This is a genomic window from Sinorhizobium numidicum, assembly GCF_029892045.1.
Taxonomy (GTDB): domain Bacteria; phylum Pseudomonadota; class Alphaproteobacteria; order Rhizobiales; family Rhizobiaceae; genus Sinorhizobium; species Sinorhizobium numidicum.
Map to the genome: position 1 here is coordinate 162,257 of NZ_CP120367.1, position 13,976 is coordinate 176,232.

The 13,976-nt window shown below is 61.1% G+C and carries 13 protein-coding genes and 2 pseudogenes; 9 read left to right on the forward strand and 6 right to left on the reverse strand.

Annotated features, from left to right (window positions below):
- The first annotated feature begins 51 nt into the window (after nucleotides 1-51).
- The 3 genes and pseudogenes from galE to PYH37_RS00805 all read left to right on the forward strand — a co-directional run.
- On the forward strand, nucleotides 52-1,107 hold the full coding sequence (galE, locus tag PYH37_RS00795) for a UDP-glucose 4-epimerase GalE (protein WP_280731574.1): 1,056 nt from the start codon (nucleotides 52-54) through the stop codon (nucleotides 1,105-1,107).
- A gap of 172 nt (nucleotides 1,108-1,279) precedes the next feature.
- Nucleotides 1,280-1,390 (forward strand): annotated as a pseudogene (locus PYH37_RS00800) (IS6 family transposase); the annotation flags it as partial.
- A 233-nt stretch (nucleotides 1,391-1,623) separates the two neighbouring features.
- Nucleotides 1,624-1,964 (forward strand): annotated as a pseudogene (locus PYH37_RS00805) (DDE-type integrase/transposase/recombinase); the annotation flags it as partial.
- A gap of 79 nt (nucleotides 1,965-2,043) precedes the next feature.
- Here PYH37_RS00805 and PYH37_RS00810 read toward each other — a convergent pair.
- The 6 genes from PYH37_RS00810 to PYH37_RS00835 form a co-directional block, all read right to left on the reverse strand.
- On the reverse strand, nucleotides 2,044-2,787 hold the full coding sequence (locus tag PYH37_RS00810) for a GNAT family N-acetyltransferase (protein WP_280731575.1): 744 nt from the start codon (nucleotides 2,785-2,787) through the stop codon (nucleotides 2,044-2,046).
- Nucleotides 2,788-2,869: 82 nt separating this feature from the next.
- Nucleotides 2,870-5,158, reverse strand: a complete 2,289-nt coding sequence (locus PYH37_RS00815) for a xanthine dehydrogenase family protein molybdopterin-binding subunit (protein WP_280732487.1) — start codon at nucleotides 5,156-5,158, stop codon at nucleotides 2,870-2,872.
- A 9-nt stretch (nucleotides 5,159-5,167) separates the two neighbouring features.
- Nucleotides 5,168-6,154 (reverse strand): FAD binding domain-containing protein, encoded by a 987-nt coding sequence (locus PYH37_RS00820; RefSeq protein WP_280731576.1) that lies wholly within the window; start codon nucleotides 6,152-6,154, stop codon nucleotides 5,168-5,170.
- 2 nt (nucleotides 6,155-6,156) lie between these two features.
- On the reverse strand, nucleotides 6,157-6,678 hold the full coding sequence (locus tag PYH37_RS00825) for a 2Fe-2S iron-sulfur cluster-binding protein (protein ID WP_425336086.1): 522 nt from the start codon (nucleotides 6,676-6,678) through the stop codon (nucleotides 6,157-6,159).
- 264 nt (nucleotides 6,679-6,942) lie between these two features.
- On the reverse strand, nucleotides 6,943-7,827 hold the full coding sequence (locus PYH37_RS00830) for a helix-turn-helix transcriptional regulator (protein WP_280731578.1): 885 nt from the start codon (nucleotides 7,825-7,827) through the stop codon (nucleotides 6,943-6,945).
- 450 nt (nucleotides 7,828-8,277) lie between these two features.
- Entirely contained in the window at nucleotides 8,278-8,874 is a 597-nt protein-coding gene (locus tag PYH37_RS00835) for a GNAT family N-acetyltransferase (RefSeq protein ID WP_280731579.1), read from the reverse strand.
- 177 nt (nucleotides 8,875-9,051) lie between these two features.
- On the opposite strand from PYH37_RS00835, the gene PYH37_RS00840 reads away from it, so the two are divergent.
- From PYH37_RS00840 to PYH37_RS00865, 6 genes are all read left to right on the forward strand, one after another.
- On the forward strand, nucleotides 9,052-10,593 hold the full coding sequence (locus PYH37_RS00840; protein WP_280731580.1) for a PAS domain-containing sensor histidine kinase: 1,542 nt from the start codon (nucleotides 9,052-9,054) through the stop codon (nucleotides 10,591-10,593).
- 137 nt (nucleotides 10,594-10,730) lie between these two features.
- Entirely contained in the window at nucleotides 10,731-11,363 is a 633-nt protein-coding gene (locus PYH37_RS00845; RefSeq protein WP_280731581.1) for a response regulator transcription factor, read from the forward strand.
- A 105-nt stretch (nucleotides 11,364-11,468) separates the two neighbouring features.
- Nucleotides 11,469-11,837 carry a response regulator transcription factor gene (locus PYH37_RS00850; RefSeq protein WP_280731582.1) on the forward strand — a complete coding sequence of 123 codons (369 nt, stop codon included), beginning with the start codon at nucleotides 11,469-11,471 and terminating at the stop codon, nucleotides 11,835-11,837.
- A gap of 289 nt (nucleotides 11,838-12,126) precedes the next feature.
- Nucleotides 12,127-12,534: a GlcG/HbpS family heme-binding protein gene (locus PYH37_RS00855; protein WP_280731584.1), complete on the forward strand. Its 408-nt coding sequence runs from the start codon at nucleotides 12,127-12,129 to the stop codon at nucleotides 12,532-12,534.
- 41 nt (nucleotides 12,535-12,575) lie between these two features.
- Complete coding sequence (locus tag PYH37_RS00860) at nucleotides 12,576-13,388, forward strand: SDR family oxidoreductase (RefSeq protein ID WP_280731585.1); 813 nt, start codon at nucleotides 12,576-12,578, stop codon at nucleotides 13,386-13,388.
- 73 nt (nucleotides 13,389-13,461) lie between these two features.
- The gene (locus PYH37_RS00865) at nucleotides 13,462-13,956 is read left to right on the forward strand and encodes a nuclear transport factor 2 family protein (protein ID WP_280731586.1); all 495 of its coding nucleotides are present in this window, start codon (nucleotides 13,462-13,464) and stop codon (nucleotides 13,954-13,956) included.
- Nucleotides 13,957-13,976 lie beyond the last annotated feature (20 nt).

A 13,976-nucleotide genomic window follows, 5' to 3' on the forward strand; every position in this document is an offset into this window, starting at 1 on the left:
AGCCTACGCGCCTTTCGCAGTCTCTTCCCAAGTCATCCCAAGAGGTTGCCCGTGCAGAACAACAATATTCTCGTCGTCGGTGGTGCCGGCTATATCGGTTCCCATACCTGCCTCCAACTTGCTGAAAAGGGTTATCGGCCGATCGTTTACGACAACCTCTCGAATGGCCACGAGGAGTTCGTCAAATGGGGCGTGCTTGAAAAGGGGGACATCCGCGACCGGCAGCGTCTCGACGAGGTCCTGGCGCACCATCAGCCGCGCGCCATCCTGCATTTTGCGGCCATGATCGAGGTCGGCGAATCCGTGAAGGACCCGGCCGCCTTCTACGACAACAATGTGATCGGCACGCTGACCCTGCTGTCGGCAGCACTCGCAGCCGGGATCGACGCCTTCGTGTTCTCGTCCACCTGCGCGACCTATGGTCTGCCAGACAGCGTGCCCATGGACGAAAGCCACAAACAGGCGCCGATCAACCCCTATGGCCGGACGAAATGGATTTGCGAGCAAGCACTGAAGGATTACGGCCTCTATAAGGGCATGCGCTCCGTCATCCTGCGCTACTTCAATGCCGCAGGCGCCGATTTCGAGGGCCGCATCGGTGAATGGCACGAACCGGAGACCCACGCGATACCGCTGGCGATCGAAGCGGCGCTCGGTCGGCGGGAGGGCTTCAAGGTGTTCGGAACCGATTACGATACCCGCGACGGGACCTGCGTGCGCGACTATATCCATGTCCTCGATCTTGCGGACGCGCATGTGCGTGCAGTCGACTATCTCCTCGACGGCGGTAAGAGCGTCGAGCTCAACCTTGGAACCGGTACCGGAACAACGGTCAAGGAACTGCTGAGCGCGATCGAAAAGGTGGCCAAACGGCCGTTCAATGTCGGCTATGCCGGACGACGCGAAGGCGACTCGACGACGCTTGTCGCCAACAACGACAAGGCCCGCGAGGTGCTTGGCTGGGAGCCGCAATACAATCTCGCGGCAATCACCGAGTCGGCCTGGAACTGGCACTCACGCAGAAATCAGGGCGGAATGCTACGCGACAGCCTGGCGCACATATCGGATTTCCGACCATCTTCCGATGTGGACGGCTCTGGAGATTGATTTTGGAGCCGAGTATTTGAAGAAGACCGAAGGCGAAGCACCCCGCACGCGTCGCCGGCAAAGAACAGTGATATTCCGTCCAAGCCGCTCGGTGGCCCTCTCGCAAACCTTCGTGCTTAATGAGCTACCATGACCGGGGATTTTTGCGCTCAAACTAATGTGGAGCGTGCCCATGATTCTGAATGCGATCGCTGACAAACGGCCGGGCCAGTCGAAGGCCGGTTTCAAAGGCCGGCATTTCGAAGCATGGCTGATCGTGCGTGCAGTCGCCTGGTACCTTCGCTCTGTTGTTCCCGTTCTGTACTCGCATAATGTATCGAGTGGAACTGAAGCTTGTGAGCTTATGAGCCAATGAAACGACTTTTGCGGCGGCTACGACGTTCCCGCGCCTCAGAGGGTGATGTCAGGTTAACGATAGCTGAAGCCGTTGGCTGATAATCGGCAGGCATGATCCAAGCCACTGGCAGTTACAAACGACGTCGTTTTCCGGCCTCGGTTGTTACCCACGCGGTCTGGCTGAAGAAGCTGGGATGCCTGCCAAAGCGCATCGTCACTGACAGCTTCGCTCCCATGGCGCGGCACGCCAGGTCATGCCGGCCGTCGAGCAGCGATCGCGCAAGGGCCTGAACAATCGCGCCGAAAATTCGCATTTGCCTTTGCGAAAACGAGAGCGGGTCCTGCAGGGATTTCGATCGCCAGGCGGGCTGCAACGCTTCCTGTCCGTCTTCTCGGCAGTCCGAAATCTCTTCGTTCCGCCGCACTCGAAACACTCAGCCATCGCCGTCCATCTGCATAGGCGATCGCACATTGAAAGGCCGTTGCCGGCGCGGCCGCCTTCCCCAGGCGTCGGTCCATAAATATTCCTGGCGCATTTAACCTGACATCACCAACGGACGTGCTCTAGCTATTCTGGAAACATCAGAAGGTTGTAAGAAGCTACGTCATCAAATCCCATTTTTTTGTACACACAGGATATCCACTGCTACTCGCCTGCAATGTTCCAATTTTCAGGCCCAGTTCAAGGCCGGCTACAGCGGCTGCTTGGGTCAACGCTGTGCCGATACCCAGCCTACGATGGCTATTTTTGGTCGTAACAAGATAGACCCCGGCAACATTATCGTGCACAAAAAGCTCCGAGGTTCCAACGATCTCGCCCTCGGAACGCGCTGCAAAGCGGGTCAGCTGTCCGGAAGCGTCAGAGCGATTTTGTTCAGCGTGAAGCATGACGGCAAAATCCTCTGCAGCGACACCCATGGGCTCGGAATAGCATTGAACCCACGACCCCAGTTCTTCTCCGCCTTCCAACCGTTCTATTGAAACGTTTCCTGCCAGCTTCGCTGGGGGCCGCAGGTCCTCGAGTTGAACTGCCATCACCGGGACCTTTCCAATCAGTCGGGCACCGGCGTCAACCAGGTCATCACTGGCCGCAGGGTAGCTATCCGGCCCTATCCACCAGACTGACGGTCTGCCGCTCAGTTGGGAAACGATGAGAGGAATTTTTTCAACGGCGGCGGCCTCCCTCATCCGGATAACGCCATTCAGTTGGGGATGAGGGACCCCTGTCTGATAGGATGTGATGTGCTCATTTGAGCAGTGGACGTTTGAATAATTGAGCCAGTACTGTCGGCAGTTCGCCAGTATCGCATCCATGTAAGAGTTTAGAGCCGTTTCCGTTGTCATGAACATTCCTGCTGGCTTTGTCTTCTGACGATACGGTTCACTGTTTCTGATGACGGTCAACCGCTCTGTCGCGTTGGCAGAGTCAGATGGCTGTCGCGGGCAAGCCCGGGAGCAGCTTGTCCAGGGTGATTGGGAATTCGCGTACGCGGACACCGCTCGCGTTGTAGACGGCGTTGGCTATTGCTGCGCCTGCACCGCAGACGCCGAGTTCGCCGAGCCCCTTGGCGCCGAGCGGGTTGGCCTTGTCGTCGTATTCATCGAGAAAGACGACCTCCATCTCCGGCACGTCGCCGTTGACGGGGACATGATACTCGGCGAGATCGTGGTTGACGAAATGGCCGTAGCGGGGGTCTAGCACGGTTTCCTCCATCAGCGCAGCGCCAATGCCCCAGGTCATTCCGCCGAGGATCTGCGAGCGTGCGGTCTTGGGGTTGAGGATCCGGCCTGCACCGATCACCGACAGCATGCGGCGCATGCGGATCTCGCCCGTGTCGCGATCGACCGCGACTTCCGCGAAGTGCGCTCCATAGGAGTGCTGGGAGTGGGTTCTGTAGCTTTCCGTGTCGCGGCCGGCGGCGACCGAACCGGTGGCCTCAATGCCGTCGGGGGCAATTCTGCCGATGAGGTCGGTCAGGCTCACGGAACGGTCGCCGACCCTGACCTCTCCGCCGACGAAGGTCGGCTTGGCGTCGTCCGCGCCACGCAGCGGTGAGCCGCCGCTGAACCGGGCCGCCTCCATGATCCTCTCCTTAAGGGCGTTGCAGGCGTGGTGCAATGCCGAACCCGCGCTCGCCGCTCCCCAGGAGCCGCCGGAGCCGGCCGTCCGCGGGAAACGGCTGTCGCCGAGCTCGACCTTGACTGCGGCGATCGGCACACCGAGGCTTTCTGCCGCAATCTGGGTGAGGATGGTGTAGGTGCCGGTTCCGATATCGGTCATGTCGAGCTCAGCCGTGACCCGGCCGCTCGCATCGATCGCGACCTTCGCCGTCGTCTCGCCGATATAATTCGGCCGAATGGCGGCTGCCATGCCGTAGCCGATAAGCTTGCGGCCTTCGCGGATGCGGCCCGGAGTCGGGTTGCGGCGTTCCCAGCCGAAGCGCCGTCCACCTTCCTGCATGCAGGCGACGAGGTTGCGGGTTGAAAACGGAACGCCGCGCTCCGGGTCTTCGGTCGGCTCGTTGCGGACCCTGAGCTCGATCGGATCGAGGCCGAGCCGCTCGGCGAGTTCATCCACGGCACATTCAAAGGCGAGCATGCCCGGCGCTTCGCCCGGCGAGCGCATCCATTCGCCGCGATTGAGATCGACGGGGACGAGGCGGTGGCGGGTCAACCGGTTCGGCGCGGCATAAAGCGAGCGGCCGAAGACCGCGGTCTGCTCGCAGAACTCCTCGAAGCTGGAGGTCGCCGACCAGACATCATGGCCGATCGACGTCAGCCGCCCGTCGCGGTCCGCGCCGAGACGCACCTGCTGGACCATCTCCGCCCGCTGACCGGCATTGGCAAACATCTGCTGCCGCGTCAGCGCCACCTTGACTGGGCGGCGCAGAACTCTTGCGGCGAGCGCGGCGAGCACGCCGTCGGCATGGACGATCAACTTCGAGCCGAAACCACCGCCGATGAACGGGCTGACGATGCGAACACGCTCTCGCGGAATGCCGAGCGTGCTGGCGAGGCCGGCCTGGAAGTTGGCAAGCGTTTGTGCGGACGTATAGATCGTCACCTCGTCGCCCGACCAGACGGCGAGCGTTGCATGCGGCTCCATCGGGTTGTGGTGCTCGTAGGGCGTCCGATAGGTTGCGTCGACTTTCACCAGGGCAGCGGCGAAAGCCCCATCGAAGTCCCCGATCGCGCTGTCCGTCTCAAAGCCGGCATTGGTGCGCCGGGGCGTGTAGGCGTCGGCGAGACGCGCCGACAGATCGAAGGCCCCGCGCTCCTCTTCATAGCGCACCCTGATGAGCCTCGCGGCGGCGCGCGCCGCCTCGAAGGTTTCCGCCACGACGAGCGCCACTGGCTCGTCGTAGAAGCGAACGCGGCTGCTATTGAGAACCGGCCTGGCGCGGGTGAAGACCTCGGGTACCGTCGGCGTGACCGCTGGGCCGAATTCCGACTGAGCCGGCGCGTTCCGGTGGGTCATGACATGAAGGACGCCGAGGGCCCGTTCGGCTTCCGCAGTGTCGATCCCGACGATACGACCCTTGGCGATGGCGGCACCGAGGATGTAGCCATACGCGGCCCCATCCAAGGCATGCTCATAGGCGTAGGTCGCACGGCCGGTGACTTTGAGCGGCCCGTCGACGCGCGCGAGCGGCTGACCGATGAGACCATTGCCGGTCTCGGAGCTACGGTTTTCCCGGATTATGGTCTCTGTCATCATCGCACCTCATGCACCTTCGACAGCCGCGGCGAGCGTCTGCCGGATCGTTCGCTTTGCCAGCGGGATCTTGAAATCATTGCCGCCACGCCCGACGGCTCCGGCGAGGGCGCTCTCTGCCGCCTCGGTAAAGGCGGCGTCGGCGGCGGCCGTCCCGGCAAGCACGTACTCCGCATCCATCGGGCGCCACGGCTTTGGTGCAACGCCGCCGATCGCGATGCGGGCGCTCTGTATGCGGTCGCCGCTCTTTTCGACAACGATCGCTACCGAGACGAGCGCAAAGGCGTAGGAAGCGCGGTCGCGCACCTTGCGGTAGAGCTGCCGGCCGGGAGGCGGGGGCGGCAGGATCGCGCCGGTGATCATCTCGCCGTGGCCGAGTTCCGTCTCGACATGCGGGGTCGCGGCCGGCAAGCGGTGAAGGTCGCCGATGGGGATCGTGCGGATCGTGCCGTCGGGCAAGGTGGTTTCGACCTCAGCGTCGAGTGCGGCCATGGCCACAGCCATATCCGAGGGATGCACCGCGATGCAGGCCTCGCTGGCGCCGAGCACAGCGTGCATCCGGTTGAAGCCCTCGAGAGCCGCGCAGCCCGAACCCGGCTCGCGCTTGTTGCAGGGCATGTTGCCGTCATAGAAATAGGGGCAGCGCGTGCGCTGCAGAAGATTGCCGGCAGTCGAGGCCTTGTTGCGGATCTGGCCGGAGGCTCCCGCGAGAAGCGCATGCGAGAGCATCGGATAGCGCGATCGCACTCGCGGGTCGGCGGCGAGATCGCTGTTGCGGACCTGCGCCCCGATCCGAAGGCCGCCTTCCGGCGTCTCGTTGATCTCGTCGAGCGGCAGCCGGCTGATATCGACGAGATGTGCCGGCCGCTCGATCTCCAGCTTCATCAAGTCGAGAAGATTGGTGCCGCCGCTGATGAACTTCGCTTCGGGCCGGGCCGCCACGGCGGCTGCCGCCGCCTTCACGCTGCTGGCGCGCTCGTAGGTAAAGGGTTGCATGCTTACACCTCTTTTGCTGCGTCGCGGATTGCTGCGATGATGTTGGGATAGGCAGCACAACGGCAGATATTGCCGCTCATACGCTCACGGATCTCTGCTTCGGTAAGCGCATCGGGCCTGGCCGCCCCGTCGGTACTTGCATAGCTCGGCCAGCCGGCCCGGATCTCCTCGAGCATTCCCACCGCCGAACAGATCTGCCCCGGTGTGCAATAGCCGCACTGGAAGCCGTCATGAGCGACGAAGGCTGCCTGGACCGGGTGCAGCTCGTCGCCGTCGGCCAGCCCCTCGATCGTCGTGATCTCGTCGCCTTCGTGCTGGGCTGCGAGCGAGAGGCAGGAATTGATCCGTCGGCCGTTCACGAGAACGGTGCACGCACCACACTGGCCGTGGTCACAGCCTTTTTTGGAGCCGGTGAGGCCGAGATGGTTTCGCAGGGCATCAAGCAGGGTCATGCGCGGGTCGAGCTCCAGGGCATGCTCCGTAGCGTTGATCCTGAAGGTCATCGGTATTCTCGATATCGGCATGGTGACGCGCTCGGCCGCCGCCGCTGCGTCCTGAGCCCTGACGGGCAAGCCGGATGCCAGGAGGAGGCAAGTCGCCGCTCCGCCTTCCAAAACCGCCCGGCGCGTAATCCTGAAGTCCGTTTCAGCCATGAATGATCTCCCAGTCGCAACGGCGTGATCCCGGAAAGGGCTTCCACCCTCTGGCGAGCCGGCGACTTGCTTTCTTCGACATCTGGGACTTGGGAGCGCGGGGGATCGCTTTCTGTCAGGAAACCGGAGGCGCTGTCAGGATTCTGGAGAAAACTGCAGCCGGTAGGCACGCGGGGTGATGCCCTTAAGGCGACGGAATGTTGCGGTGAAATGGCTCTGGCTGGAGAAGCCGAGGCGGAATGCAATGGCGCCTATTGCTGTGCTGGTATCGCTGAGGAGCAGTTCCGCCCTTCTTACGCGTTCCTCGAGTATATAGGCATAGGGCGGACGGCCGGTTGTCTCCTTGAAGCGACGTGCGAAAGTATCAACCGGCATGCCGGCAATGGCTGCCACCTCGCTCAGCGAGATATCGGAGGCCACGTGAGCGTCGATATAATCGCGGACACGCTCAAACGCCCGGCGACCAAGGCGGCCTTGGCTCGCAGCTGGGCGTGGGTTTCCCTCCAGGCTGGCCATGCGCAAGCCGACGAGGGCCACCAGATGCTCGACGTAGACGGTATCGGGCAAGTGGCCGAGTGACATCTCGGTGCAAAGCGCTGTCAAGAGCGTGCCGATGACGGTGTCGCTCCTGTTCACCAGAATCGGGATGTCGCGCAGGCGTTCCAATCCCGGGAGCGCAAGTTCGGGGTCAATCCACAGGGCGGAATACGAGAGGTCTACGTCGCGATAGAAGCCGACGCGCTCTGCGCCGGCCGGAACAAAAGTGAGGACACCGGGCCGGTCCTGCCCCTCATAAAGTGCCTTGCCTTCGGTGCGTATCGATGTCCGGGACGTGCTCCCCCCGTCTGTCAGCACGACCAGATGGTGCGGTGCCGTCCAGCGGAGTTCTGCTTCCTGACAAACCCAGCGACGACTGTCGAATACGACCGAAGAGCCAATCCAGGACGCAGTTTGCAGCGGTGCTGTTTCCTCTTCCCGGGCCCGGATACGTCCGTCGCCAAGCAATGGTTTGAATGACATCGCGGCCTTCTGTCGGTTCGATTCCAAGACATTGGCGGGCGAAAAACCGCACATTTTTCCTCATCCCGCACTGAAGCCCTGGCGGCTGCGCCAAGAGGGCGTGGCATATCGGTGCGCTCAGTAGCCGCCCCATGGGGGGTCATAGGAACAACGGTCAGGCCTTGATAGTCCCCAGTTGTTCAAGGATGTTCAATGACTGGTGACCACTTATTGCGGTGCGTTGTTAGGGGCGCTTCGAAGGTTACGGGCTGACGGCCGATTTGTACAGCGTCACCTTCCCTTCCGCATGGCGCGGGGGCGTGAGATTGCGGACCTGCGGTTCGACTCCTATCAAGACGAAGGATGCACAGTCGCCTCCCGAGAGCGGTCGCATCGGCCATCCATCGATTGTCTCGAATGGGTGGAGGGCGGAAGTTCACTGCGATGGCGATGAACGTCTGCAGTGCAGACTTAGCGGCCTTCCACTGGACCGAGCGACTTAATCAGGAGCACCCAGTGCTCTGTATCGGTCTCCCAGCCGTCCTTCACACAGGGCAGTGTGGCAGCAACTTCGTAGCCATGCCGCTCATATAGTCGTCTTGCACCTGCGTTGTTGTTGGCGACGATGACACTCATCCGACGAAACGCCTCTTGCCGTGCTATTTGTTCTGCAAGATTGAGTAGTCGCGAGCCAAGTCCTTGCCCTCGGTATTCGGGATAGCAGGCCAGCACATTGACATACCAGCTTTCCAGTGCCTTGTTTTCCAGTTCTTGAAGCGGCCGAAACAGGGCGGGGAAGTCGTCGCCAATTAGCTTGGGTTCGGAACCGATTGGGTAGCCAGTCAGACTTGCTACAGCACCGTCTCCAAAGTCCACAACCACGATCTGGCCTTCGCGTGCCTTTTCGATTTGACGAGCTCGACCAACCTCCCAAGGATCCTGGCCGTCCTTTGCAAGTCCCTCCCAAATGTACAGGGGCAAGCCCTCGCCGGCGAAGTTGACGAGTTCAGCCAGCTCGCTTGCATCTGCTTCGCTCGCAACTCGTAGCGGTGGCCCAAGCTGGATCATTTGGATTCTCCGGAAGCTCTCGGGAGGAGATTTATCATAGGAGGTTTTTCGAATGACGTACACGGCAAGCGCGGATATTGCATTCCTTGCGCAGCGTCCGTCTCTTCGGTCTGTACACAGATCGAATGACATCGTAAGCAAACTCTAATCGATACTTTTCGAGGGGAAAGGACAGCAATGGAGTTCGATCTCAGCCGCGTTTTGGACGCACTCCCGGCCATGGTGTGGATCGCACTGCCCGACGGGCACCTCGAGCTTATCAATCGACGCTGGTCTGAATACACCGGCCTCAGTCTCGACGAAGCCCATGGATGGGAATGGCAGGCCGCGATCAACCCGGACGACCTGCCCACACTGCTCGAACGCTGGCGGTCGATTCTGGCGTCCGGCAAGCCCGGCGAGATGGACGCGCGCGTACGGCGCTTCGACGGGCAGTATCGCTGGGTTCGCGTGCGATGTAGTCCGATGTTTGACGATGACGGACGGATCGTCAAATGGTGCGGAACGGTCACCGATGTCGAGGATTTTCGGCGAGCTGAGGAGACCTTGCGGCGACGTGAGCTCGACTTTCAGTTGATCGTCGACAGCATCCCGGTTCCGGTCGCCGTGACGATGCCATCGGGGGCGGTCGAGGGCCTCAATCAGGCCACGCTCAACTATTTTGGCAAGACCCTGGAGACGCTGAAGGAATGGGAAGCCACAGACGCCGTCCATCCTGAGGACTTGGGGCGCACAATCGCCGCTCACAACGCAAATTATGAAGCAGGTCGATCCTACGACATCGAGACCCGTTTGCGACGCGCAGATGACGTCTATCGCTGGTTCAATGTGCTGGCTATGCCGTTGCGGGACGTCGACGGACGCATTCTGCGATGGTTTGAGTTGCTTATCGACATTGACGAACGCAAACGAGCAGAGGCGGCCCTCCAGGCCGCGAACGACAGGCTGGCGCGTGCATCGCAGGTCGCAAGCCTGGTGGAACTCTCCGCCTCAATCGCGCACGAGGTCAATCAGCCGATCGCCGCTGCACTCGCCAACGCGCAGGCTGCTCTTCGCTGGCTGAGAAGGGACCCGCCGGATCTTGCGGAGGTGAGAGAGGCACTCGACGACGTTGTGAAGGACGGCACGCGAGCCGGCAATGTCATTGATCGGATACGCTCCCTGTTCAAGAACGCACCGCCGTCGCTTGAGAACCTGGACATCACCGAGGCGCTCAGCGAGATCGTTGCCCTTAGCCGCGGCAAAGCCCTGAAGAACGGTATCTCCTTACAGGTCCAACTCTCGGAGGGCTTGCCGACCGTCCGAGGAGACCGCATACAGTTGCAGCAAGTGATGCTCAACTTGATCACCAACGCCATCGAGGCAATGAGCGATGTCGACGATGGTAATCGCAATGTTCGGATCACCGCCGGAAGAGACGACGACAATGTCTTTGTCAGCGTGCAGGACTCCGGTCCGGGCTTGACGCAAGCCACCTTGGAGCGCGTCTTCGAACCGTTTTACACGACCAAGCCGACCGGTCTCGGGGTGGGGCTGTCGATCTGCCGATCAATCATAGAGGCCCACAGCGGCGCACTCTGGGCGACAAACGCCGAGAAAGGCGGCGCCGTGTTTTCGTTTACTGTTCCCATTTCCGCGCCGGCAAAATCCAGAAAAGGCGGTCCGGATCCCGTCATGCCCTCTCAAGCGCCCCAACCGCTCGCCGACATAACCTCCTGAACTGCTTCGGTCAGTTCCACGAACGATTCGATGAAGGAGCCCGCATCAAGTCCAAGATGGCTAATACCTTCGTCTTATCTCCGAGCAGTTTCCCTCATGCTATGGTTTCAACGCTTTTAGAGAATATGGCCCTTTAGATGTCGTACAGTCCGGACGATAGAGCGATAGTCTTCATCGTCGACGACGATGAAGCGCTGCGTCGCGCGCTAGACCGCCTGTTCCGCTCGGTTAGCCTTGAAACGCGCAGCTATGGAACTGCCCGCGAATTTATCGATGCCCAGCGACCGGATCTACCCGGATGCATTGTACTCGACGTAAGGCTGCCGGGCATCAACGGGCTTGAATTCCAGGCGCAGCTTGGCGCCTTGGGCATCAACTTACCCGTCGTCCTGATAACCGGTCACGGCGATATTCCCATGACGGTTCGGGCCATGAAGGCCGGGGCCGTAGACTTTCTGCCGAAGCCTTTCCGCGACCAGGACATGCTCGATGCAGTGAGCACGGCGATCAACCGCGATCGCAGCCGACGCGCCGCGGAGGACCTCACTGTCGGTCTCAAAGGTCGCTTTGCCACTTTATCGACGCGCGAGCGGGAAGTGATGATGCTGGCGACCTCCGGCAGGATGAACAAGCAGATCGCCGGGGATCTGGGTCTCAGCGAGGTAACGGTCAAAATCCATCGTGGCGCCGCGATGCGCAAGATGGGTGCTCGTACGCTCGCCGATCTGGTGCGAATGGCCGACGCCTTGAACCTGGCACTTGAGCACTGACGCTAACACCTGTGTATGATTCCCAACGGGTGGTGCGTGTGCGAGGCTGACGTCCAGTGCTCCGCCCATCTCCGCGGCCAGCTAACAAGAAGCGAGTGATGCCGCGTGGCTGGGGAACCACTCATATCCATTATCGACGACGATCAGGCGATGCGGTCAGCGCTTGTCAGGCTGATCCGTTCGCTCGGATATGTTGCCCGTGGTTTCGCATCAGCCGAGGAATTCATCGAAGCGGATGTCATGCCGGGTTGTTTCTGTATCATCACGGACATCCAGATGCCGGGCATGAGCGGCATTCATCTGACAAGGCTGCTCGCGGAGCGGCAATCCCAGGTGCCTGTGATCCTGATTACCGCTCGTACTGAGCCTGGACTCGAGGAGGTCGCCCTTGCCAGCGGGGCCGTGGCCTTCTTCAGGAAGCCGATAGACACCACGGCCTTCGTTGAATGCCTGGAAATGGTGATGAGGGCATGAGCCCACCCGGCCCGCATCTGCTCCCGCACTAGATTAGTCTTCATCAAGATTTCAACCGCAACCGGACGCTCACTGCTGGCAACAGCGGTGTGACGGCCGGTGGTTGCCCTCAACTGCAATGACCGCCGACACCGCTGAGCCTCATACCAAGGCATGAGCCGCATAGCCGCTCGTCTTAACCAGACAGCCGCCCGTACGATGGCGGCGATGGCATTCGTCCAGCAGCATGCTCATCAGCGACTTGGCACGTGTGAAGAGTGCCGATCGAAGCACTCAAACGGAGAAGCACATGCTGCAAATGACCTCCAAACAAGCCCAGGCGATCATCTCGGCCGGCGAGGCAAAGGCCGCCGAGCTCGGCGTGCCCGTCAACATCACGGTGCTGGATTCCGGCGCCCATCTGAAGGCGTTCAGCCGTATGGATGGCGCAGTGCTTGGCTCGATCGACATCGCCACACGCAAGGCACGAACCGCCGCGCTTTTCCGGACCACCAGCGAGGCAGTCTGGGAATATTGCAAGCCGGGCGCGCCCGCCCACGCGCTCGAACTTACGAACGGTGGCCTCGCCCCCTTTGCGGGCGGGCTTCCGCTCGTTGATGCGGGCGGCACGATGATTGGCGCTGTCGGCGTGTCAGGCGGGTCCGTCCCACAGGATCTTGAAATCGCACAGGCGGCGGCCGCCGCCTTGGGCGCCTAACCCTCTCAAAGGCAACTACCAACCAGTCGAAAGGAACTTCCATGTCCAAAACAATTCTCATCACCGGCGCCGGTTCGGGCTTTGGCAAGGGCGCCGCCATCGGCATGGCCAAGAACGGCCACAACATCATCGCCACCTGCCAGGTTTCGCCGATGGTCACGGCACTGCGCAACGAGGTGGAGGCGCTCGGCCTGGCCGACCGTGTTCGCGTCGAGCGGCTTGACCTCACCGACCCCTACGACATCCGCCAGGCCCAGGGCTGGGATTTCGACATTCTCTGGAACAATGCCGGTCAGGGTGAGCCCGGCCCGGTCTGGGAAATTCCGGTCGACATCGTGCGTCGCAATTTCGAGATCAACGTCTTCCTGCCACTCACGCTGACGCAGGGCGTCGTTCAGAAGTGGGTGCGCGAGGGCAAGAGTCAGGGCAAGAAGGTGGTCTTCACCTCCTCGATGGGCGGCCTGTTCACCCCGGCCAACTGGGGCACCTACGTTTCCACCAAGCACGCGCTGGAGTCGATCGCCGAGGCGTTGCAGCAGGAGCTGGCCGCATACGGGATCAAGATCCAGACGATCAATCCGGGCGCCTATTACACCGGCTACAACGAAACCATGGCCGACAATCCGTTCCGCTGGCTGGACGACAGCGAGAACATCACCAAGCGCGCCGACCTGCGCAAGGGGTTCGACGATTTCTTCGCGACGCCCGAAGGCAGGATGGATCCCAAGGAGATGATCGAACGCATGATCGAGATCGTTCCGGCCGACACGGGCAAGTTCCGCAACGTCTGCCCCAAGGTGATCGAGGACATGCTGAAGGATCACCAGCTCAAGGCCTGGGAGAACCAGATTTGAGCAATCTCGCGGCGGCGGGCCCCCGCCGCCCACTCCGGTCCACCGATGGAAAGTCTGGGAAAGGATAAGTGAGATGAGCATGAGCAAGTCGCTGGCCACCGTTATTGCCATGGCGATGATCCCAGTGGTGTCAGCCGGAGAAAGCCGGGCCGCCGACCAAGCGGAAAACAAGAAAGTCGTGCAGCGCGCCTTTGACGCTTGGGCCAATGGGACTGGCAGTCCCTACGACCTTCTGGCCGAGGATGTGACGTGGACGATCACGGGTAACTCACTGGCTTCGAAAAGCTACCCCAGCCGCGAAGCGTTTATCGGTGATGTGATTCGGCCCTTCAATGCTCGCATGAGCGTTGGACTGAAGCCTACTATCCGTAATATGTATGCCGACGGCGATACCGTCATTGTCTTTTTCGATGCAAGTGGGACGGCGAAGGACGGGAAACCCTATACGAACACCTATGCGTGGTTCCTCGATTTGCACGGAGGAAAGATCGTTAAGGCATCGGCATTTTTTGACAGCATCGCATTCAATGACCTTTGGACCAGGCTCCCTCCGGCCGCTGCGCAATGAGCGGCACGGTTGCGCAAACC

Excerpts from the sequence above, each read along its gene's own strand:
- PYH37_RS00810 (WP_280731575.1), bottom strand. The coding sequence starts at position 2,787 with ATGACAACGGAAACGGCTCTAAACTCTTACATGGATGCGATACTGGCG.
- PYH37_RS00815 (WP_280732487.1), bottom strand. The coding sequence starts at position 5,158 with ATGACAGAGACCATAATCCGGGAAAACCGTAGCTCCGAGACCGGCAAT.
- PYH37_RS00820 (WP_280731576.1), bottom strand. The coding sequence starts at position 6,154 with ATGCAACCCTTTACCTACGAGCGCGCCAGCAGCGTGAAGGCGGCGGCA.
- PYH37_RS00825 (WP_425336086.1), bottom strand. The coding sequence starts at position 6,678 with ATGCCGATATCGAGAATACCGATGACCTTCAGGATCAACGCTACGGAG.
- PYH37_RS00830 (WP_280731578.1), bottom strand. The coding sequence starts at position 7,827 with ATGTCATTCAAACCATTGCTTGGCGACGGACGTATCCGGGCCCGGGAA.
- PYH37_RS00835 (WP_280731579.1), bottom strand. The coding sequence starts at position 8,874 with ATGATCCAGCTTGGGCCACCGCTACGAGTTGCGAGCGAAGCAGATGCA.
- PYH37_RS00840 (WP_280731580.1), top strand. The coding sequence starts at position 9,052 with ATGGAGTTCGATCTCAGCCGCGTTTTGGACGCACTCCCGGCCATGGTG.
- PYH37_RS00845 (WP_280731581.1), top strand. The coding sequence starts at position 10,731 with ATGTCGTACAGTCCGGACGATAGAGCGATAGTCTTCATCGTCGACGAC.
- PYH37_RS00855 (WP_280731584.1), top strand. The coding sequence starts at position 12,127 with ATGCTGCAAATGACCTCCAAACAAGCCCAGGCGATCATCTCGGCCGGC.
- PYH37_RS00860 (WP_280731585.1), top strand. The coding sequence starts at position 12,576 with ATGTCCAAAACAATTCTCATCACCGGCGCCGGTTCGGGCTTTGGCAAG.
- PYH37_RS00865 (WP_280731586.1), top strand. The coding sequence starts at position 13,462 with ATGAGCATGAGCAAGTCGCTGGCCACCGTTATTGCCATGGCGATGATC.